Source organism: Pseudomonas sp. Pseusp97 (genome assembly GCF_047304025.1).
Lineage (GTDB): Bacteria > Pseudomonadota > Gammaproteobacteria > Pseudomonadales > Pseudomonadaceae > Pseudomonas.
In genome coordinates, this window is the sequence record NZ_JBGLYK010000036.1 from 1 (window position 1) to 19,894 (window position 19,894).

A 19,894-nucleotide genomic window follows, 5' to 3' on the forward strand; every position below is an offset into this window, starting at 1 on the left:
GGGTCACGCTGGGCGGCGACAGCCCCAGCTGCTTGGCGCCGGCGGCAAAGCTGCCGGCTTCGGCCACCGCCAGCAGCACTGTCATTTCCTGAAACCTGTCCATGGATCACCGTTGTCGCCTTGAGCGGGTTGGCAGACTGTAGAGGGTAGTCGCGCCGGATTGAAGTGCCGGCGGCTTGCAGGCGACATCGGCGTGCTTGCCAGCGTCGCCCGGCTTGACCTCGCCCTGGCCGCTCCGGCACAAGCGCTGGAGGCGCCCGCAGCGAGGCGCCACTGTCCGCGAGCATTCCCCCATGACCAGCAAGACCACGGCCACCGCGCTGGCCGTCGCCAGCCACTCGCGCCTCGGCATCGGCCTCTGCCTGCTGTCGATGCTGATCTTCGCCTGCCAGGACGGCATCACCAAAGTGCTGGTGCGCCACTTGCCGGTCAGCGAACTGGTGATGGTGCGCTACTGGGTTTTCGTGTTGTTCGCGCTGGTCGTTTGCCGCTCACAGGGCGGGCTGCGGCGGGCAGCGAGCAGCGCCAGTCCCGCCTTGCAGGTGATCCGCGCACTGCTCGGCGTTGGCGAGATCGCGCTGTTCGGCATTGCCCTGCGCCACCTGGGCCTGGCTGAGACTCACGCGCTCTACGCGGTATTCCCGTTGATGACCCTGGGCCTGGCGCGGCTGCTGCTCGGAGAACGGATGGTGGGGCGGCAATGGTTGGCGGCGGCGGTGGGCTTCGGCGGTACGCTGCTGATCCTGCGCCCCGGCATGGGAGTATTCGAGCCTGCCGCGTTGATCCCGCTGGCGGCGGCGCTGACGTTCGCCTTCTTCAACATCCTTACCCGGCGCATCGGCCAGACCGATTCCTTCGCCACCACCACGCTGTACATGGCAGTAGTGGGCGCCGTGGCGGTCACCAGCGTGGGGATTCCCGCCTGGGTTACCCCGACTGCCCACGAGGCAGTGCTGATGGCGATAGTCGCCGTCTCGGGTGTGATCGCCCAACTGCTGCTGATCCAGGCGCTGAAGTACGCCCAGGCCTCGACGCTGCAGCCGTTCAACTACTCGCTGCTGGCCTTCGCCACGCTGATCGGTCTGCTGGTCTTCGGCGAGGCGCCGACCTTGTGGACGATCACCGGCGCGCTGCTGATCCTGCTCGCAGGGCTCTATTCGATCAGGCCGACAGGCCGGCATGCCTGAAGAGGCGGAAGCCCGGTTTCAGTGAAGGGTCGGCAGTCGCTCCCTGACCAGTTCCGCGGCCTGCCAGGTCATCTGGTCGAGCAGGCGGTCGCGCTTCCTTTCGGCGTCGCGCATCGCCTTGCTGCCGTTCTGCTGCACCAGGTAGGCGTGAATCTGCCGCACTTCCTTGGACTGGTAGATCGGCGCCAGGTCCTGCACCGCCACCATGCCGTCCGAGCGCCGGTCGCGGGTGTTCATCAGGACGTGCGGACCCTGCGCCGCCAGCACCCTGAAGCCCAGCTCCTCGAAGACCGGCACCTTGTTCGCCGCGCAGGCCAGCTCGGCGTGCGGCCGGTGTTCCAGCATGCGTTGCAGCAGGGCCCGGCCGATACCGTGCCGGCGGTGGCTGGCCCGGACAGCCAGGTAGGCGAGGGTGCAGGCCTGGGCATCGTCCGCACTCGGCAGGTAGAGGGCGAAGCCCAGCACCTGCGACGGGTCTTCGTCGTCCAGGGCGAGGATCAGGCGCGCCGTGCTGTCCTGGGCGCTGTCCATGGCCTGCAGATAGAGGTGCACCTCATAGCCGATCACATACTGGTACAGCTGAAACAGCGGATTGCTCGGCGTCAGCGGCACCGGGCTGATGTCGCTGAAGTAGTCCACGACCATCTGCAGCACCTGGCTCTTCAGGGATTCGGGGGGAGAAGTGTCGAGGCTGGCGAGGGTGAACATCTGCAACTGGCTCCGGGATGACCCCATTGGGTCGGGGTGGCGATGGCGGCATTGTAACCTTCCTCGTGCGGGCGGTTCGTTGTCACGCCGGCTGGCGATCTGCTTTGATATCCGGATACCCACTTCGAAGGCGGCGCATGGACGATATGCTCAACGAACTCCCCGAACCCCAGGCAGTGGACAGCCCCATCACTCGCAGCGCGATCTTCCTGGTCGCGACCCTGACGCCGGGCAAGGACTGGAGCCCGCTGCGCTCGCTGTGCGAGGACGTCTCCGCCCTGGTGCGCTCGGTCGGCAAGCGCGTGCCGACAGGTAATCTCTCCTGCGTGGTCGGCTTCGGTTCGGCGGCCTGGGATGCGCTGTTCGGCGCTCCGCGTCCGGCATCCCTGCATGCCTTCCGCGAGTTCGGCAGCGGCGAGCGCGTCGCGATATCCACGCCGGGCGACCTGCTGCTGCACATCCGCGCCGAGCAGATGGACCTCTGCTTCGAGCTGGCAACGCAGCTGGTCGCGCGCCTGGGCGATGCGGTCACGGTGGTCGATGAGGTACAGGGTTTCCGTTATTTCGACATGCGCAGCATCATTGGCTTCGTCGACGGTACCGAAAACCCGGAAGGCCGCGAGATTCCGCACTTCACCCTGATCGGCGACGAGGACGCGGCGTTTGCCGGTGGCAGTTATGTGCTGGTGCAGAAATACCTGCACGACATGACCGGCTGGAACCAGCTCTCCACCGAAGCCCAGGAGCGCATCATCGGGCGCACCAAGCTGGCCGATATCGAACTGGCTGACGAGGTGAAGCCGAGCTGCTCGCACAGCTCGCTGACCACGCTGGAGAAGGACGGCCAGGAGGTGAAGATCCTGCGCGACAACATGCCCTTCGGCCGGCCCGGCGCCGGGGAGTTCGGCACCTACTTCATCGGCTACGCGCGCTCGCCGGCGCCGATGGAAGAGATGCTGGAGAACATGTTCGTCGGCCGCCCGGCCGGTAATTACGACCGCCTGCTGGACTACAGCAAGGCGGTGACCGGCAGCCTGTTCTTCGTGCCTTCCGCCGAGCTGCTCGAGGCGCTGGCTGACAGGCGGCCCTGAGGGCTCAGCCGGCGACCTTCGCCGGGAAACACTCCACCAGCCAGTCGATGAACACCCGCAAACGGTGCGTGACGTAGCGGTTGTGCGGGTAGACGACATGGAAGGGGTAGGGGGCTGGGCGCCAATCCGCGAGGATTTCCACCAGCGTGCCGTCGCGCAGGGCGGCGCCGGCGGCGTAGGAGAAGGTCTGGACGATGCCCAGGCCGGCGACGCAGGCGGCCAGGTGTGCATTGCTCTCGTTGACGCCGATGCGGTGCTCGAGCTTCAGCTCGCTGCGTTCGCCGTCGCGCTCGAAGCGGAAGGGCACTGCCCGGCCATTCTGCGGCGACAGATAGCTGACCAGCCGATGGCCGTTGCGCAGCTCTTCGGGGTAGGCGGGGATGCCGTTGTGACGCAGGTACTCGGGGGAAGCGCAGGTGACCATGGTCGCCTGGCCGATGCCGCGCGCCACCAGCGACGAGGCGTCCAGCGCGCCGCCGCGGATCACGCAATCGACGTTGTCGCTGACAAGGTCCACCGAGCGGTCGGATACCCCCAGGTCGATGCGGATATCCGGATAGCGCGCGAGAAAGTCCGGCAGTAGCGGCACCAGCACGTCCCGTGCGGTCGAGCCGCCGACATCGATGCGCAGTTGCCCGCGCGGCCTGCTGCGGGCGATGTTGAAAGTCGAATCGATGTCTTCCAGGTCACGCAGCACGCGGGTGGCCTTGGCGTAGTAGTCCTGGCCTTCGGGCGTCACCGTGACGCGCCGGGTGGTGCGCTGCAACAGGCGCACGCCCAGGTGCGCCTCCAGTTCCTGCACCAGCTTGCTCAGGGTGGCGTTGGGCATGTCCAGCGAGTCGGCGGCGCGGGTGAAATTGCCGGCTTCCACGACGCGGGCGAAGGCGCGAATGGCCTGGAGCTGATCCATGGGGAGTTCCTCTGGGGATCGCCTGATTATCCATGGGCATGGATAGTCATTCCATTGTATGCGCTTTTTCCATCAATAGGTGGGCCCTAGAGTAGCGCCATGCCTCACCGCAAAGCCGCGCCCGATGCCGGCCCGGAGGCACAACCCACACATTGGAAAGCTCAGGAGCTCATCATGAACAAGTCCCTCACTGGTAAAGTCGCACTGGTCACCGGCGGCAGCAGCGGCATCGGCCTTGGCGCCGCACAGGAACTCGCCGCGCAGGGCGCTCGCGTATTCATCACCGGCCGCCGCCAGGCCGAGCTGGATGCTGCCGTCGAAGCCATCGGCGCGGCCGCCACGGCAATCCGCGCAGACGCCTCGGTGCTCGCCGACCTCGATGCGGTTTACGCGCAGATCGCCAGGACCGCCGGCAAGCTGGACATCCTTTTCGCCAACGCCGGCGGCGGCGACATGCTGCCGCTGGGCGCGATCACCGAGGAGCACTTCGACCGCATCTTCGGTACCAACGTGCGCGGCGTGCTGTTCACCGTGCAGAAGGCACTGCCGCTGCTGACCGATGGCGCGTCGGTGATCCTCACCTCGTCCACCACCTCGATCCAGGGCACCGCCAACTTCAGCGTCTACAGCGCGAGCAAGGCCGCCGTGCGCAACTTCGCCCGCTCCTGGGCGCTGGACCTGAAGGACCGTGGCATCCGCGTCAACGTGGTCAGCCCCGGCCCGGTCCGTACGCCTGGTCTCGGCGACCTGGTGCCGGAGGAAGCGCGCCAGGGGTTGTTCGACGCACTGGCCAGCCAGGTGCCGCTGGGCCGCCTGGGCGAGCCGCGGGAAATCGGCAAGGCAGTGGCCTTCCTGGCCTCCGACTCGGCCAGCTTCATCAACGCCATCGAGCTGTTCGTCGACGGCGGTATGGCTCAGGTCTGACCGCGCAGCGGGCCGGGCAGGGCGCAAGCCCTGCATCGGTCGGCGTGGCTCTGGTCTGAACGCGGGTTTGCCCGGTACATTCATGGCAGACAACCGCCAGGACAGGAGCCGCCCATCATGAATTCCCCGTCCACCGATCTGCGCAACTGGTTCGACCAGGGCGGCCAGGCCTACGCGCGCTTTCGTCCGGAGTACCCGGCGGAGCTCGCCGCCTACCTGGCTTCAGTGGCGCCAAACCTGGGAATGGCAGTCGATGTCGGGTGCAGCAGCGGCCAGCTGCCCCGGCAACTGGCTGAGCACTTCACTGCCGTGGTCGGCTTCGATCCCAGTGCGGACCAGATTGCCCACACAGCACCGCAGGCCAATGTGAACTATGCCTGCGCCCCGGCCGAAGACCTGCCGCTGCAGGGCCGCAGCGCCAGCCTGATCACCGCCGCGCAGGCCGCGCACTGGTTCGATCTGCCAAGGTTCTATGCCGAGGTGCGGCGGGTCGCCCAAGCCAATGCGGTCCTGGCGCTGATCAGCTACGGCGTGCTGCATCTGGAGGGTGCGCTGGGCGAGCGTTTCGATCAGTTCTACTGGCAGGAAATCGGCCCCTACTGGCCCGCCGAACGCAAGCTGGTGGACAGCGGCTACGCGACCATCGATTTCCCATTCAACGAATTCGCGGGGCCGGAGATCGCCATTCGCCTGGAATGGAACCTCGAGGAGTTCCTCGGCTACGTCTCCACCTGGTCGGCGCTGCGCAGTGCGCGCGAGGCCGGGCACGAGCACCTGTTGCATACCTTTGCCGCCGACATGGCCGAGCGCTGGGGCGACCCCGCTGTGCGGCACCGGGTCAGTTGGCCGATCAACATGCGGATAGGGCGCTTGTAAGCGCAGGCTCGTCGGCGGACTCCACGAGGGCCGCTCGGGACATTCAGCCCGTGGAGGTATCGCCTTGCTCCTGTGGTTTCTGCGCGGCAGGCACAGCCTTGGCCCCGGACAACCTCGACACGCCGAACAGCACCAGCGCCAGTCCGGCAATCTGGTAGACCGTGATCGCCTCGCCCAGCAGCGCCCAGGAGGCGAACACGGTCAGCACCGGGCCCAGGTTCCCAAACGCGGCTGCGTGGGTAGCGCCCATGCGCTGGATCGCCAGCGCCATCCAGTAGATCGGCAGCACGGTGGAGATCAGCGCCATCAGCGAGCCGTGGACCCAAACCGCGCCGGGCAGCGTGACCAGTTGCTGTACGTCGCCACTTACCCCGTAGTGGATCAGCACCATCACTGACGAAGCGCCGCCGGCCAGCCCGGCCAGTCGCATCGAACCGACGCGCCGCACCACGGCGGCGGTGCCCATGTAATAGAGGGCGTAGGTTACGGCGCTGGCGAACACCCAGAGGGCGCCCAGCAGGATCTGCCCATCGCTGCCTTCCACGCGGATGTCGTGGACCAGGGCGATCCCCAGGCCCAGGTAGCACAAGCCCATGGCCACCAGGGTGCGGGAGTCCGGACGCTCGCGGTTCACGGCCATCTGCAGGAGCAGCACCAGGGTCGGGTAGGTGAACAGGATCAGCCGTTCCAGCCCGGCGCTGATGTACTGCAGGCCGTAGAAGTCGAACAGGCTGGAGAGGTAATAACCGAACAGCCCGAGCAGCAGGATGCGCACGCCATCGGCCAGTGTCAGGCGAGCCTGCTGCGGGCTGCGGCTCAACCAGATCAGCCAGAGGAACAGCGGCAGCGCCAGGCCCATGCGGATCGCCAGCACCGTCACCGCATCCACCGGCGCGGCTGCGTAGGAGAGTTTGACGAAGACCGCCTTGAGGCTGAAGCCGGTGGCGGAAAGCACGGCGAAAAACACACCGTTGCGCAGGCTGCGCTGGTAGAGAGAGCTGAGCGAATTCATGGAGATGACGAGGGCAGGAGGCAGGTCCTTATTCTAGAGCGAAGGCCGCTTGGCTAGAATCGCTCGTTGAAGAAGGATGCTTTCGTATTTGGAGAACGCCTCATGCTTTTCGATCTGGCCGACCTGCGCCTGATTGCCGCCATCGCCAGCACCGGCAGCCTGAGCAAGGCAGCGGCTTCGGTACCGGTGGCGGTCTCCGCGGCGAGCAATCGCCTGCGGCTGTTCGAGGAGCGCTGCGGGCTCTCCCTGTTTGTCCGGCACAGCGACGGCATGACCCTCACGCCGACCGGGCGCCTCGTGCTGGAGGCCAGCCAGCGTGTGCTGAAGGAGGCGCGCCAGCTCAAGGACACCCTTCAGGAGTTGCGTGGCGAACGGCGCATTACCTTGCGCCTGGCGGCCTCTACAGTGGCCAACAGCACCTTCCTGCCCACGGCGCTGGGTCCCTTCCTGGCGGACTACCCGGAGGTGGACCTGCAACTGACCGAGCAGAACAGCAGGGACGTGTTGCGCGCGGTGCAGGATGGCGAGATCGATATCGGCGTCTACGACGGCAACCTGCCCACCGCCGGCCTGGTGTCGTTGCCGTTCCGCAACGACAAGCTGGTATTGCTGGTGCCGCAGCAGCACGCGTTGGCCAGTCAGCCGCAGCCCAGCCTGCGCGATGCCCTGAGCTTTCCCTTCGTCTGCCTGCCTGCCGAGCGCGCCATGCAGCGCTTCGTCGAGGCGATGGCGGTGCGCAACACTATGCCGCTCAAGGTGCGCGTGCGTGCACCAAGCTTCGATGCCATCGCCCAGTTGGTCGCCCAGCGGGTCGGCGTGGCCATGCTGCCGGAGGCTGCCGCGACGCGGCTGGCGCAGGAGCTGCCGGTGGCGGTGGTGGCATTGCAGGACGCCTGGGCCACGCGCGAGCTGCGCCTCTGCGTTGCGGACTGGGATGCGCTGTCTTCCCACGCGCGGCAGTTGGTGACGTACCTGATGAACGAAGGCGCCGTGTCCCGCTAGGGAAGGGCGCCAGGCCGGCGGTGCGGGGTCAGGCAGTGGTATTCACCGCGGTCCCGCTGGTGCTGTCGCCGGCTTCGGTCAGCGCCTGGGAATAGGCGGCGGTGGCTGCCGCCGCCGCGGTAGCGGCAGCCGAAACCCGCGCTTGCGCGGCCTGCGCCGCGACCTGCCGGGCCTGTTTGTCTTCCTCGGTCTGGCCTGCGCTGCCCTGGGCGGCCTTGGCGGCTTCCTTCTCGGCTTCCTGCATTTCCTTCTGGGCCTGTTCCAGGGCCAGCTTGAGTTTTTCCAGCGTGCTGTCGCTGCTGCTGTCGGAGCTGCCGGTCGCTCCGGCGCCACCGCCGGCTGCGCCTGCCGCGCCTTGAACGGGGGCGCTGGCGGCGGATTGCGTGGCGTTGGTGGCATCGGTGCCGGTGGCTTCTGCGTCGCTGCCCGAGGTGGTCGTGGCGGATGCGCTGGCGGTGGCGGGGTAGTGGAGGTTGGTGGCGCTGAGGGTGCCGATGGTGGTCATGGCTATCTTCCGCTGAGGAGGGATATCCGCAGTGGCGGCCATGACCGGAGAAAATTGAGAGCGGTTTGTTATCGACTTGGTATCAGTGCCGATACATGCAGCCCTCGGCCGTCTTCCGGCTTCGGGCTGCGCATCAGTTCTGCTCGGTCAGGCGTGGCGTCTGCGAGCCTTCCAGGGAGAGATGGATCACGCCGGTGCGGCTGGGGAAGTTCGGCGCATCGTCCTCGCTGTTCTCCATCACCGGGATGTCGATCAGGGTGCGCTTGCCCGATGGGTCGGCGACCAGCCGGGCGTCGAGCTTCTCGACCGAGCGCCAGCCACCGCCGCCGATCTGCATGGCGTCCAGCAGGCTGTAATGCTCCTGGCCTTCCTCGTTCGGGGTGGAGGAAAACACCGCGAGGTACTGGTTGTAGTTGTTGCCCATGTCGAAGCCTTCGATGGTGAAGACCGCGAGGATGAATTCGCTGTCGCCTGCCTTGAGGGTCTGCACATGGGTGGCTTCGGGATAGCCGGTGGCGAAGCTGTCCTTGTACAGCTCCACCAGGCGGCTGACCTGCTCTTCGAGGGGCTTGGGGACTGCCGGTTGTTCGGCGGCATGGGACAGGGTGCAGGCGAGCAGCAGGCCGGCGGGTAGCAAACGCAGTTTCATGGGCATCCTTGAATTGGGAGATTCGGTCAGCATCGTCGATGCCGACCTTCGCGGAATCACTGCACGGCGTTGGGCATTGCCCCGTTCTGCAGGACCCAGTCCCCGACCGCCGAACAGGAATAGGTGTTGGAGTAGTTGTAATAGCGCTGCAGGGGCGCGCCGTTCTCGTAGGTGGCGCACTGATAGACCGACGTGCCCTTCTGCAGGATCAGGAAGTGGATCTGGGTGATCCGGCCCGGTGCTACGTAGGCCGCCTTGACCTCATAGCCGCTGCGCAGCAGCTCCGTCACCTTGATTTCTTCCGCCGAGGCCGGGGAGCCGATGGCCAGGAGGCCGAGCAGCGTGAGCGTGGCTTGCGCCAGGTGGTTCGTCCTTGACATGGATTCGTCTCATCCTTGATGAGTTAGGAACAGGGGGTCAGGCTTCCGGCCGCAGCGGTATGCCGCCGCAATTGCCGCGGGTCAGCAGGTAGTCCACCTGGCGGGCGCGGTTGATGGCGACGCGGATTTCGCAACTGGCCGAATGGACCACGTCGCCCCAGTACTCGGTGTGCACCAGCTGGCCATTCTGCGGGCCGGTGTAGGTGCCCAGCGCTTCCCGCGAGGTGTAAGAGGTGTCGCGGCGATAGATCAGCACGACCCAGTCGTTCTCCGGCGCCAGGGCGATATCGCTGGGCGCGCCGAAGTGGTCGATGGCATCGCCTGCCGGGCGACCCTTCCAGTAGCTGCGGGCCTGCGCCTCGGGCAGGGTGGGAATGGCGGAACAGCCGCCGAGCAGGATGGCGATCATCCCCAGCGCGAGTAGTCCTTTCATTGCACGCCCTCCTTGGCCGGTGCGTTCTTCACGGGCATCTGCTCGAAGCCCTTGTCGACCATCTGCAGGATCAGGTCCTTGGCGTGCTCGCGGTTGCGCAGCTGGAACAGGCCGGGAGCGGCGGAGACCAACTGCGCAGTGGGCATCTTGCCCAGCGGGTACATCTTCTGCTCGACATGGGCGTCCGGCTTGCAGAGGAAGTCACGGCTCTGGGCGATCCACGCCTCGGGCTTCTTCTGCCATTCCTTGGAGACCTTCTTCGCACGGATGTCGTTGTAGAACTTGTCGTAGTTCTGTGCGCCGTTGAGGCGCACGCGGTTCTTCGCGCAATCGACCTCGACGTCATAGGCGGTAAAGGTCGGCTTGGCGCCTTCCTCGTAGAACTGATAGACGCCCAGCGAGCGCACGCCGTTCTTGCGGTCGTAGATGTTGGCAGGGTCGCCATCGACGACGAAGATTTCGTTCTTGTAGAGGCTGCCCTGCTGGTGAATCAGCCAGAAATCGCCAGAGGGACCTTCCGCTTGCGCGGCGAGAGGGCTGCAAAGCAGCACGGCAGGCAGCCAGGGCCTGAGGGGCTTGAACATAACGGGACATTCCTTTGCCGTTGTGATCGCCGGGGCGCAGCGCAGCCCGGCGAAGAAGGGTAGGAATCTAGTGGCGGCGATTTTGATGGTCAACCTTGCGGCGGGATTTCTGTGACGGACGGCAGCGAACTATTCCGGAGTCGGGAATCCTTCAGTTGCTGATCCGCCGCCGCGCGCTGGTACCGTCGCGCAGGCTGTTCATCGACGATGTCCGGAAGGCTGTGGATGCGGCAGCGGGGCAAGGGGCGCGCCCTCCGGTTCACCAGCGCACGCCAACGGCGAGCCGACCTGCAGACATTCGGCCTCCCATGAACGTAATGACGGAGTCAGGCGGGGCGGGCCAGGCCAGCAGGCTTGGGCGCGATATCAGGAACCCAGCTTCACGAAGATCAGCTCGGGATCGCCCTCGTCCAGGTTGTCGACCTGGCCGCTGGCGATGAAGCCGAGCTGTGCGAGCAGCCGGCGCATGGGCTCGTTCGAGGCATTGGTCGAGGTGAACAGTTTTGCCGCCTCGCAGCGCGATTGCAGCTCACCGAGAATCGCCGAGCCGACGCCACGTCGCCGCGCCGATTCCTTCACCACGATCAAGGGAATGAAGGCCTGTTCGAAGAACGAGTCGTTCAGCACGCCATAGCCCAGCAGCGCCGTTGTATCGCCTGTTTCCTCGGCCACCCAGCATTGGCCCTGGCCGACTGCTTGCGCAATGGACGCCCGGCGTTTCGGCTCGCGCCGGGCGATGTCGTCCAGCTCGAACAGAGCATCGAGGTCTGCGCATTGAGCGAGCCGCACCTTTGCATGGGGAATCATTGCTGCACCGTTCCGCCGATCAGGAATGGCCAGTGTAAACGCCTTTCCCGCTGCTCTGTATTCCACTGTATCTGGCCGCCGCGCGGACATTCGCGGAAACGGTGGCGGCTGTTTTTCGACACGTTGCAGATACCCCAAGGGTTCCTAATGAGCACCAACAGCTCATCGACGTGACACGCACTCCAAGGCTTCTACAGTGCGGTGTCATTCGCTCCGGGCTGCTCCCCTGAACCCTTGAGGATCGATGCCATGAAAAACCTGAAAACCATCGTGACTGCCGTTGTCTTCTCGCTGGCTGGCGTTGCCGTGCACGCCAATGCGGCTGCTGAAGCCGGGTGCTCCCACGGCGCCGCCTGCTTTCAGCTGACGCCCCTGGCCGACAAGAGCGAGGCACCGCAGCTGGCTGAAGACGGCTTCAGCAGAACTCCCCTGGGCATGCACTTGGACCCTGCAGCGCCGGAGCAGGAAACCCTCGCCGAAGATGGCTTCAGCCGGACGCCATTGGGCATGCGCGCGAGTACGGAAGATGAGCAACAGACCCTTGCCGCCGATGGTTTCGGCAGAACGCCGCTGGGCAAGCGCGCGGCCTCGTCGCAGGACTCGGGAATCGCCTGATGCCTGCCTGCGATGGGCGCCACGCTCCGTGGCGCCCAAGGAACGTCGACAGCCGGTGCGCTGATTCAGGAACTGCGGCAGCGGTGGCGAAGAACATCCTGCGCGACCCGGAAGGCGCCGAGCGGCTGCAGACCGCGGAACGCCAGGCGGGCTTTCGAGGCGTTTCGCTTATCACTGAAATAGCCCGCGCAGGCTGTTTGTCCCGCACGGCACTTTCGATACTGGCGGCTCCCGACCGCTATGTCAGGACGTGCCGTTCATGGACCAGGAACCGATCCAAGCCCGCGACTTCGCCTTCATCCACTTCGCTGCCGTCGCCTTCAGCGGCTCATTGATCCTCGCGCTGGCCTTGTTCCTGGCGCGGGTCGGTGTACTGCTGCAGTGAGCTTCAGGCGGTGATGGCCTGCCTCAGCGTGCTGATCAGTGCGCGGGTCTGGGCGTCGCGGTGCGCGCTGTAGAGCACTACGTCGCGAGGTGGCAGCTGCGGCAGATCGAAGCGCTCGCGTACATCCGTGCAGCCCGCTGGCGCCATGCGCTCGACCATCGCGCCGATGCCGATTCCAGCCGACACTGCCGCGCCGATGGCGAGAATCCCCGAGCCGACGAAGGCTTCGCTCCAGCGGCGGTCCTGCGCCTGCAGCGCGTTTTCGACCATGCTGCGCATGCCGCACGGTGCTGGTTGGATCGCCAGCGGCAGCTGCGCGCCGTCTGCCAGCTCGAAGGATTCGGCGGCCATCCAGCCGAAGCGTTCGCTGCCGATCACCTCGCCGTCCTGGCGGCGGTTGTCGTGGCGCAGGATCAGCGCGATATCCAGCGCGCCTTCCTCATAGCTCTCCAGCATCTGCCGCGAAGTGCCCAGGCTGAAGGCGACAATCACTTCCGGATCGACCTGGGCCAGGCGCCTGAGCCAATGGCTCAGGTCCGCGCCGAGGATGTGGTGGCTGACACCGATGCGCAGGGTGCGGCGCGGGTTGTCGAAGCAGCGCAGGGTTTCGTCGTAACTGGCCAGCAGGCGGTGAGCGCTGGCGAGGAACACCGAGCCGTGGGCGGAGAGGGTGACGCGTCGCGGCGTGCGCTCCAGCAACGGGCGGCCGAGGGTTTCCTCCAGGCGTTTGATCTTCAGGCTGATGGCCGCCTGGGTGGTGCCGGTGACGTCGGCGGCGCGGGTGAAACTCTTCAGCTCGGCGACCAGCACGAAGGCGCGGATGGCTTCTATATCGGGGGTTTTCATGGCGGCGAATCGTCCTTGGGGCTTGCGCCAGTCTGGCACCTGGGCTGGCGCAACCCAAGCGCCGGATGCGCTACAGTGCCGCCTCCGTTTTCAATAGCCGCTGACAAGGAGTTGCGATGCTGACCCAGGCCTTCGCCTACAAGTGCTGGTCGGACCGCCGGACACTGGACGCCATCGCGCGGATCGACCCGGAGCGCTTCGCCGAGGAACGTGCCTTCGCGCTCCAGCAACTCAACCACCTGGCGATAGTCGAGGAGCTGTTCCGCGCACGCCTTAGCGGCGAGGCAGACCCGCACCCGGCCACCAACAGCGCGGCGGTTCCCGGCTTTGACGAGCTGCGCGAGCGCCTGCTGGTTTCCGGCCAGTGGTACGTCGAGCAGCTCGCCGCCCTGACCCCGGAGCGCTCGCGGGAGGTCATCCGCTTCCGCTTCACCGATGGCCGCAGCGGCAGCCTGACCCGCGAGGAAATGTTCTTCCATATCCTCAATCACGCCACCTACCACCGCGGCTCCATCGCCCGTGCGCTGGACCAGGCCGGGGTGGCGCACCCCGCGGATACCTACACGGTGTTCGTGCACGCCACCCAGCCGGAGCGCCGCGAGGGCTGAGGGCTCTGCGTCCCCGCGGCAGGAAGGGTCAGGCCTTCTTCTTCGTGGACGGCAGCAGGATGGTCAGGCAGCCCAGCAGCGGCAGGTAGGAGCACAGCTTGTAGACGTACTCGATGCCATGGATGTCGGCCAGGTGGCCGAGGAAGGCCGCGCCGATGCCGCCGAAGCCGAACATCAGGCCGAAGAACACCCCGGCGATCATGCCGACGTTACCCGGCACCAGTTCCTGGGCGTAGACCACGATGGCGGAGAAGGCCGAGGCGAGGATGAAACCGATCACCAGGCTGAGGATGCTGGTCCAGAACAGGTCGACGTAGGGCAGCGCCAGGGTGAAGGGCGTGACGCCGAGGATGGAGAACCAGATCACCGCCTTGCGGCCGATACGGTCGCCCACCGGGCCGCCGAAGAAGGTGCCGGCCGCTACCGCGCCGAGGAAGCCGAACAGGTAGAGCTGCGAGCTGGCCACCGAGAGGTCGAACTTCTCGATCAGGTAGAAGGTGTAGTAGCTGGTGAAGCTGGCCATGTAGAAGTACTTGGAGAACACCAGCAGCGCCAGTACCACCAGCGAGGCGGTCACCCGGCCCTTGGACAGCCCGTGGGTGGCGACGCCACCGGCCTTGAGCTTGAACAGGTTGAGGTGATGGCGGTACCAGCGGCTCAGGCCCCAGAGCACGCCGACGAGGAATACCGCGAACAGGCCGAAGTACGCCACGTGGCCCTGGCCGTACGGGATGATGATGGCCGCCGCCAGCAGTGGGCCGAAGGCGCTGCCGGCGTTGCCGCCGACCTGGAAGGTGGACTGTGCCAGTCCGTAGCGCCCACCGGAAGCCAGCCGCGCGATGCGCGAGGTTTCCGGGTGGAAGGTCGAGGAGCCGATGCCCACCAGTGCCGAGGCCAGCAGGATGGCGTGGAAGCTGCCGACGAAGGCCAGCATGAGGATGCCGATCAGCGTGCAGACGCTGCCCAGCGGCGCCAGCCAGGGCTTGGGATGGCGGTCGGTGTGGTAGCCGACCCAGGGCTGCAGCAGCGAGGCGGTCAGCTGGAAGGTCAGGGTGATCAGGCCGACCTGGGTGAAACTCAGACCGTAGTTGGCCTTGAGCACCGGGTAGATCGACGGCAGCACGGCCTGGATCAGGTCGTTGGTCAGATGGGCGAGGGCGCAGGCGCCGATCACGCGCATGACCAGCGGGCTGGCCTGGGCGGCCACCGACGGCGTGGCCAGGGGGGAAGCGGTGGTAGACATGGGACTCCGGGGCAGCAAGGTATGACGCGCGGGCAGGGCGCGCCGGGTTCTTCATGTTGGGGAGGCCTATGCTAGGCGTGGCAACGGCGGCTGTCTCACGCGATCCGGACGACGAATATCGCGAATCGGCCAAATCGGCCGTGTGTCGGGTCGGCGGACCGCAGGCGGGGCTGGCAAGTCGAAAGCAGCAGATGCCGGAAAATCCGGAGGTCTGGCCCGGCACCCTCTCCCCAGCCCTCTCCCTGAAGGGAGAGGGAGCCGTTCGGCGCGAAGCGCAGCTTCAGCAAGTCAGCCGGCGAGTGCGGCTCCGTCAGAGCGCTCTAGACAGTCCCCTCTCCCTTCAGGGAGAGGGTTAGGGAGAGGGCAAACCCCGCTCCATTCCATGAGGAGGCAGGAACATGGACAACACGGACAAGACCACCGGCGGCTGCCTCTGCGGCGACCTGCGTATCGAGATCAGCGGCCAGCCCAACCGGGTCGGCATCTGTCATTGCCTGGATTGCCGCAAGCACCACGGCGCGCTGTTCCACTCATCGGCGATCTTCCCCGAAGGCGCCGTACGCATCGACGGTGAATCCCGGGAGTTCAAGGGCCGCTGCTTCTGCCCGCGTTGCGGTTCCTCGGTGTTCGGCCGCAGCGGCGATGAGATCGAGGTGAGCCTCGGCGCGCTGGACGCCGTGGACCAGTTCCAGCCTACCTACGAGCTGTGGATCTGCCGGCGAGAGGCCTGGCTGCCGGCTTTCCCGATGCGTCATCGCTATGAGCACGACCGCGAGTCCAGCGGTCCGCACGACGATTAGCCCGCTGTAGCCATGGTGGCGGATAACCCGTTCCGGGTTATGCGCCCTACGCGGTTCCACGCCTGCCGCACGGACAGAAAACGCAGCCCGCGGACAGATCGCGCGCCCATTTGCGTGGGGCGCGCGACTGTCATATTCGAGTCCGGAGCGCCATCGATAGTAGCCCCTGCCAACAAGCTCAAAGAGGCTACATCGTGTTTCATCGCGCTCTGCTTTCCGCATCCACCCTCGGCCTGTCCCTGCTCAGCCTGTCCATCGCCTGCGCCAACGCGGCCGAGACCTACACGCTGGACACCCCGCACCTGGCCGGCATCGACAACTTCCGCGACCTCGCCGGCACCACCACCGCCTACACAACCGCCAACGACGGCGTGATGCGCGCGGGAGTGTTCTACCGCTCCAATGCGCTGACGCCCAAGGGCACGGACCTGGCGGTACTCAATACGCTGGGCATCAGCGATGTGTTCGACCTGCGCACGCCGAGCGAGATCGCCGCCACCCCGGACACCCTGCCGGCCGGTGCGACCTACCAGAACATCGACATCATCGGCAGCACGACCTCCGGCGCCAACATCACCAACATTTCCTTCTCCAGCGCCGCCGAAGCCGTGGCCATGATGGAGCAGACCAACCGCGCCTTCGTCAATGACGCGGGCATGCGCGGGCAGTTCACCACGCTGTTCAACGAGCTGGCCGCCGCCGACGGCGCCGCGCTGTTCCACTGCACCGCCGGCAAGGACCGCACCGGCTGGACCGCTGCCGTGCTGCTGAGCATCGCCGGGGTGGACAGCCAGACCATCATGGACAACTACCTGGCCACCAACGACTACACCGCCGCGCGGGTCAAGGCGACCCTGGCGATGCTGCCGGCGAGCATGGCGGCGATCTACGAACCCCTGCTGGGCGTGCAGGCCAGCTACCTGCAGGCCGGCCTGGACGAGGTGACCGCCGAGTACGGCACGATGGACAATTACCTCAAGGAAGGCCTCGGCCTGTCCCAGGAAACCATCTACGTCCTGCGCGGCAAGATGGTCTACTACAGCACCCTGCCGGGTACCGAAGGCCTTTCCGGCAACGCCGCCGCCGGCGCGCAGCTGCTGACCCAGCTGCAGAACAGCAGCCTCTCCGGCGCCTACACCGCGTACAACTACTACCTGCAGTCGGCCATCGACGCCGGCACCCTCGGCGGCGTCGAGTCCACCGTCGGCGGGCAGGTGCATGCCGATGCGGCCAGCTACCTGCTGCGCCAGGACGCGCTGATCGACCGAGCTGCTGCGCCCTATGCCAGTGGCGTCGGCCTGAAGACCGGGCAGTCTCGTCTGTGGACCACCGCGCTCGCGGGATACCAGGGCAACTCCGCCACCTCGAACGCCGAAAGCAGCAACGAACACACCCAGGGCATGATGGTTGGCGTGACCCAGCGCTTCTCCGACCAGCTCAGCGGCAACGCCGCCTTCGGCTACAGCAAGGGCAGCGTCGGCGGTGCCGGTGGCGATGTGGATACCGACCTGACCTTCCTCCGTGGCGGCGCGCGCTTCGCCCTCGACGGCCTGGAGCAGGGCCTGTTCGTCGACGCCGATCTCAACTACGGCTGGCTCGACTACGACAGCAAGCGCGACATCGGCGGCGGCCTGGGCAAAGCCAAGGGCGACACCAGCGGCAAACTCAGCGGTGCCAGCGTGGCACTGGGTTACCGCACGGCGGTGTCTACCGTCACCCTGGAACCGAGCATCGGCCTGCGCTACAGCCACCTGGACCTGGACGGTTTCCAGGAGAAGGGCAGCGAGCTGGCGCTGGACGTCGACGACATCAGCGAGAATCGCCGCAGCGCCTACGCCAACCTCAAGGCCTCGTTCGCCCCGGTGGAACTGGGCAGCGGCTGGCAGATGGTGCCGGGCCTGGAAGTGGGCTATGACCACGCCCTGGGCGACTACAAGGTCGACAGCGAGGGCCATCTGCTGGGTCTGGATGTTTCCCAGCGCGCCGCCTTCGACAACCGCGACCAGTTCAGCGGCGCCTTCAGCCTGACCGCCAGCCAGGGCGACTTCAGCGTCGGCGCCGAAGTCGGCGCGCTGGGCGGCAGCGGCAGCCACGGCGCCAGTGGCAGCCTGAAGGCCAGCTACCAGTTCTGATCGGCGTCGCGCAGTAAGATCGGCCCGTCGCGGAATACGCGGCGGGCCGTTTTGCTTTCAGAGAGTAGGGCGCATTACGCCAACGGCGTTATCCGCCAGGGTTGCTGGCGGATAACCCGTTCAGGGTTATGCGCCCTACGCACCTGCTTGGTACTGCTGCGTTGGATGGTTGTTCGCGAGCAAGCTCGCTCCTACGAAGAACCGTCGTGCAGATATCCAGGTGGGCTGTAGGAGCGAGCTTGCTCGCGAACCGGATCGAGTCGAAACATGACCGGCGAGCGAGTAGGGCGCATAACGCCAACGGCGTTATCCGCCAGGGTGGACGGCGGATAACCCGTTCCGGGTTATGCGCCCTACGCACCTGCAGCGTTGGATGGATGTTCGCGAGCAAGCTCGCTCCTACGAAGAGCCGTCGTGCGGATATCCCGGTGGGCTGTAGGAGCGAGCTTGCTCGCGAACCGGGGACGGTTGAATCTTGCCGGCGGCTGAGGGGGAACGGCGCCGGAGGTTGCCCTAGACGGACACCGGCAGGCCCTTGCGCAACTCCGCCGGGCTGACGCCATAGGCGTTCTGAAAATACTGGCAGAAGCGCCCGACATTGCTGAAGCCCAGTGCCAGGGAAATCTCGCTGATCGACTGCCCGTCATCCCGCCTCAGCGCGTCATACGCACGCTGCAGGCGCACTTCGCGCTGGTAGGCGACGATGGAGCTGCCGACGAAGCGCCGAAAGCCGTCCTGCAAGGCGCGCAGGCTGACATGGCTCAGTTCGGCCAGGTCGCTGCCGCTGAGCATCGCCTGCGGATGCTCCTGGATGTATTCCATGGCCAGCTTCACATGGCGCGGTGCAATCTGCGGAGCGGGGCGGCGGAGCGCGTCGCTATAGTTGTGCGGCCAGATTTCCAGTACCGCGTCCACCAGCATTTCCTGCAGGCGCGCCGGCATCAGCGCGCTGGAATGGATCAGCAGGTCGAACTCGTTGCCGGTGGCCATGGCGACGATGGACTTGATGCCCTGGAAGGCCTCGTTGCTCAGGTCCACCCGTGGCTGGAAGCGCACCTTGTGGGTGATCGGACGGCCCAGCAGGATCGCCAGGCGGCGTGCAAACAGCGAGCGGCGCACTGACAGACCGTGGTGCGCGTGGCCATCGATGAAGCCCACCGAGCGCACCTGGGCCTTCTCCATGGCCAGGCCGACGCCGGGCAGGCCGACGCTGTCGCTGCACTGGTTGAAGACGACCCGCCCGGCGCTGGGGAAGATGAAGGTGATCTCGTCGTCCAGGTCCGGCATCTCGGCCAGCAGGTCGCCGCGAAAACTCAGGCGGCGCAAGCTCACGCCTTCGTAGCGGCCGTAGACCCCGCCGATGGCAATGGGCTGTGCGGGGCGCGGCATTCCCGCATAGAGGTTGCCGAACATGCGCGTGTAGAGCTCGCCGAAATCGTCGGCGGTCATGTTTTCCGAGCGGATCAGGAACTGCTTGCGGGCGGGGGCGGTGTCTGCCGTCATGGTCCGTCTTCTGGCTGCGCCGGTCGGCGAAAGATGGACGAGTACCTTAGCCGGCAAGGGTTACAACTGCGTGTCGACGACGGCAGCGCGCCCGCACGCTACCGCTCCAGATCCAGGCGCTGGTGCCATTGGGCGATGGACTCCTGCGGGTAGTCATCGAATTGCAGGTCATGCGGCCCGGCCTCCACCTCGACCCAGCCGGCCTTCGAACGCAGCAGCAGGTGCGTGTGTTCGGGCGGCACCGGCAGTGGCGTGTCGATGGCCGAGGCGAAGGGATGGATCAGTTCCGGCCAGCGTGAGTCGTAGAGCCACAGGCCGCTGCCGCATTGGCTGCAGAAGTGCCGTTCGGCGCCGCTGATGCGCGTGCGCTGGCCTTCCTCGCGCAGCTTCGCGTGGTAGATGCTGATGTATTTGCGTCCGCGCACCTTGAGGCTGGCGGCTTCGCCGCCGAGGTTGATCGCATAGCCACCGCCGCCCTGGGTCTTGCGGCAGATCGAGCAGTAGCAGCGCTGATAAGGGTAGGGATGGGCGCTGTGCAGGCTGAACTGCACGGCGCCGCAGTGGCAGGAACCTTCGAGCAGCATGGCGTCTCTCCTTGCTGGCGGGCCTTGGGGATACCTGAGCAGGGACTCGCGGGCGCGCCGGGGATTCCATCGGATCGCACCAGCGGGAGTGGCTCTGCCCCGTGCAGTAG

The 19,894-nt window shown here is 66.3% G+C and carries 24 protein-coding genes; 10 read left to right on the forward strand and 14 right to left on the reverse strand.

Translation table 11 applies throughout. The features are described from left to right. Positions 1-103, reverse strand: a 103-nt coding sequence (locus ACCC94_RS09385) for a helix-turn-helix domain-containing protein (protein WP_413349156.1), incomplete at its 3' end; no start/stop codon positions are given. Positions 104-293: 190 nt separating this feature from the next. Here ACCC94_RS09385 and ACCC94_RS09390 point away from each other — a divergent pair. Continuing rightward, positions 294-1,187 carry a DMT family transporter gene (locus ACCC94_RS09390; RefSeq protein ID WP_413349117.1) on the forward strand — a complete coding sequence of 298 codons (894 nt, stop codon included), beginning with the start codon at positions 294-296 and terminating at the stop codon, positions 1,185-1,187. An 18-nt stretch (positions 1,188-1,205) separates the two neighbouring features. On the opposite strand, the gene ACCC94_RS09395 is transcribed toward ACCC94_RS09390, so the two are convergent. Beyond that, the gene (locus ACCC94_RS09395; RefSeq protein ID WP_413349118.1) at positions 1,206-1,895 is read right to left on the reverse strand and encodes a GNAT family N-acetyltransferase; all 690 of its coding nucleotides are present in this window, start codon (positions 1,893-1,895) and stop codon (positions 1,206-1,208) included. Positions 1,896-2,041: 146 nt separating this feature from the next. Between ACCC94_RS09395 and ACCC94_RS09400 the strand changes: the two genes are divergently transcribed. Beyond that, positions 2,042-2,986: a Dyp-type peroxidase gene (locus ACCC94_RS09400; protein WP_413349157.1), complete on the forward strand. Its 945-nt coding sequence runs from the start codon at positions 2,042-2,044 to the stop codon at positions 2,984-2,986. Positions 2,987-2,990: 4 nt separating this feature from the next. On the opposite strand, the gene ACCC94_RS09405 is transcribed toward ACCC94_RS09400, so the two are convergent. After that, positions 2,991-3,896 carry a LysR family transcriptional regulator gene (locus ACCC94_RS09405; protein WP_413349119.1) on the reverse strand — a complete coding sequence of 302 codons (906 nt, stop codon included), beginning with the start codon at positions 3,894-3,896 and terminating at the stop codon, positions 2,991-2,993. 174 nt (positions 3,897-4,070) lie between these two features. On the opposite strand from ACCC94_RS09405, the gene ACCC94_RS09410 reads away from it, so the two are divergent. Beyond that, the gene (locus ACCC94_RS09410; RefSeq protein ID WP_413349120.1) at positions 4,071-4,820 is read left to right on the forward strand and encodes an SDR family NAD(P)-dependent oxidoreductase; all 750 of its coding nucleotides are present in this window, start codon (positions 4,071-4,073) and stop codon (positions 4,818-4,820) included. A gap of 117 nt (positions 4,821-4,937) precedes the next feature. Further along, positions 4,938-5,696, forward strand: coding sequence for a class I SAM-dependent methyltransferase (locus ACCC94_RS09415; RefSeq protein ID WP_413349122.1), 759 nt, complete (start codon positions 4,938-4,940; stop codon positions 5,694-5,696). Positions 5,697-5,739: 43 nt separating this feature from the next. Here the strand turns inward: ACCC94_RS09415 and ACCC94_RS09420 are convergent, their stop codons facing one another. Further along, complete coding sequence (locus ACCC94_RS09420) at positions 5,740-6,708, reverse strand: DMT family transporter (RefSeq protein WP_413349123.1); 969 nt, start codon at positions 6,706-6,708, stop codon at positions 5,740-5,742. Between the two features lie 102 nt (positions 6,709-6,810). Here ACCC94_RS09420 and ACCC94_RS09425 point away from each other — a divergent pair, with 102 nt between their 5' ends. Continuing rightward, positions 6,811-7,710 (forward strand): LysR substrate-binding domain-containing protein, encoded by a 900-nt coding sequence (locus tag ACCC94_RS09425; RefSeq protein WP_413349124.1) that lies wholly within the window; start codon positions 6,811-6,813, stop codon positions 7,708-7,710. 28 nt (positions 7,711-7,738) lie between these two features. Here ACCC94_RS09425 and ACCC94_RS09430 read toward each other — a convergent pair whose 3' ends face one another. The 6 genes from ACCC94_RS09430 to ACCC94_RS09455 form a co-directional block, all read right to left on the reverse strand. Further along, positions 7,739-8,215 (reverse strand): hypothetical protein, encoded by a 477-nt coding sequence (locus tag ACCC94_RS09430; protein WP_413349125.1) that lies wholly within the window; start codon positions 8,213-8,215, stop codon positions 7,739-7,741. A gap of 133 nt (positions 8,216-8,348) precedes the next feature. Further along, positions 8,349-8,864 carry a hypothetical protein gene (locus ACCC94_RS09435; protein ID WP_413349126.1) on the reverse strand — a complete coding sequence of 172 codons (516 nt, stop codon included), beginning with the start codon at positions 8,862-8,864 and terminating at the stop codon, positions 8,349-8,351. Between the two features lie 56 nt (positions 8,865-8,920). Then, complete coding sequence (locus tag ACCC94_RS09440; RefSeq protein WP_413349127.1) at positions 8,921-9,244, reverse strand: hypothetical protein; 324 nt, start codon at positions 9,242-9,244, stop codon at positions 8,921-8,923. Positions 9,245-9,281: 37 nt separating this feature from the next. Beyond that, positions 9,282-9,677: a hypothetical protein gene (locus ACCC94_RS09445; RefSeq protein WP_413349128.1), complete on the reverse strand. Its 396-nt coding sequence runs from the start codon at positions 9,675-9,677 to the stop codon at positions 9,282-9,284. Further along, positions 9,674-10,261, reverse strand: coding sequence for a hypothetical protein (locus ACCC94_RS09450; protein WP_413349129.1), 588 nt, complete (start codon positions 10,259-10,261; stop codon positions 9,674-9,676). The genes ACCC94_RS09445 and ACCC94_RS09450 overlap by 4 nt, the downstream gene beginning before the upstream one ends. A 366-nt stretch (positions 10,262-10,627) precedes the next feature. After that, complete coding sequence (locus tag ACCC94_RS09455; RefSeq protein WP_413349130.1) at positions 10,628-11,206, reverse strand: N-acetyltransferase family protein; 579 nt, start codon at positions 11,204-11,206, stop codon at positions 10,628-10,630. 111 nt (positions 11,207-11,317) lie between these two features. Between ACCC94_RS09455 and ACCC94_RS09460 the strand changes: the two genes are divergently transcribed. After that, the gene (locus ACCC94_RS09460; RefSeq protein ID WP_413349131.1) at positions 11,318-11,683 is read left to right on the forward strand and encodes a hypothetical protein; all 366 of its coding nucleotides are present in this window, start codon (positions 11,318-11,320) and stop codon (positions 11,681-11,683) included. A 259-nt stretch (positions 11,684-11,942) separates the two neighbouring features. Beyond that, positions 11,943-12,068 (forward strand): hypothetical protein, encoded by a 126-nt coding sequence (locus tag ACCC94_RS09465; RefSeq protein WP_413349132.1) that lies wholly within the window; start codon positions 11,943-11,945, stop codon positions 12,066-12,068. A 3-nt stretch (positions 12,069-12,071) separates the two neighbouring features. Here ACCC94_RS09465 and ACCC94_RS09470 read toward each other — a convergent pair whose 3' ends face one another. Continuing rightward, a complete protein-coding gene (locus ACCC94_RS09470; protein ID WP_413349134.1) occupies positions 12,072-12,914 on the reverse strand; it encodes a LysR family transcriptional regulator in 843 nt (280 codons plus the stop codon). A 116-nt stretch (positions 12,915-13,030) separates the two neighbouring features. Between ACCC94_RS09470 and ACCC94_RS09475 the strand changes: the two genes are divergently transcribed. Continuing rightward, on the forward strand, positions 13,031-13,522 hold the full coding sequence (locus tag ACCC94_RS09475; RefSeq protein WP_413349135.1) for a DinB family protein: 492 nt from the start codon (positions 13,031-13,033) through the stop codon (positions 13,520-13,522). Between the two features lie 28 nt (positions 13,523-13,550). On the opposite strand, the gene ACCC94_RS09480 is transcribed toward ACCC94_RS09475, so the two are convergent. After that, positions 13,551-14,765 carry an MFS transporter gene (locus ACCC94_RS09480; RefSeq protein WP_413349136.1) on the reverse strand — a complete coding sequence of 405 codons (1,215 nt, stop codon included), beginning with the start codon at positions 14,763-14,765 and terminating at the stop codon, positions 13,551-13,553. Between the two features lie 398 nt (positions 14,766-15,163). Here ACCC94_RS09480 and ACCC94_RS09485 point away from each other — a divergent pair, with 398 nt between their 5' ends. Together ACCC94_RS09485 and ACCC94_RS09490 are read left to right on the forward strand one after the other, a co-directional pair. Beyond that, positions 15,164-15,565 carry a GFA family protein gene (locus ACCC94_RS09485; protein ID WP_413349138.1) on the forward strand — a complete coding sequence of 134 codons (402 nt, stop codon included), beginning with the start codon at positions 15,164-15,166 and terminating at the stop codon, positions 15,563-15,565. A gap of 194 nt (positions 15,566-15,759) precedes the next feature. Continuing rightward, positions 15,760-17,697, forward strand: coding sequence for a tyrosine-protein phosphatase (locus tag ACCC94_RS09490; RefSeq protein WP_413349139.1), 1,938 nt, complete (start codon positions 15,760-15,762; stop codon positions 17,695-17,697). A gap of 513 nt (positions 17,698-18,210) precedes the next feature. On the opposite strand, the gene ACCC94_RS09495 is transcribed toward ACCC94_RS09490, so the two are convergent. Together ACCC94_RS09495 and ACCC94_RS09500 are read right to left on the reverse strand one after the other, a co-directional pair. Further along, positions 18,211-19,200 (reverse strand): AraC family transcriptional regulator, encoded by a 990-nt coding sequence (locus ACCC94_RS09495; protein ID WP_413349140.1) that lies wholly within the window; start codon positions 19,198-19,200, stop codon positions 18,211-18,213. A gap of 98 nt (positions 19,201-19,298) precedes the next feature. Beyond that, positions 19,299-19,784 (reverse strand): GFA family protein, encoded by a 486-nt coding sequence (locus tag ACCC94_RS09500; protein WP_413349141.1) that lies wholly within the window; start codon positions 19,782-19,784, stop codon positions 19,299-19,301. Between the last annotated feature and the right edge of the window lie 110 nt (positions 19,785-19,894).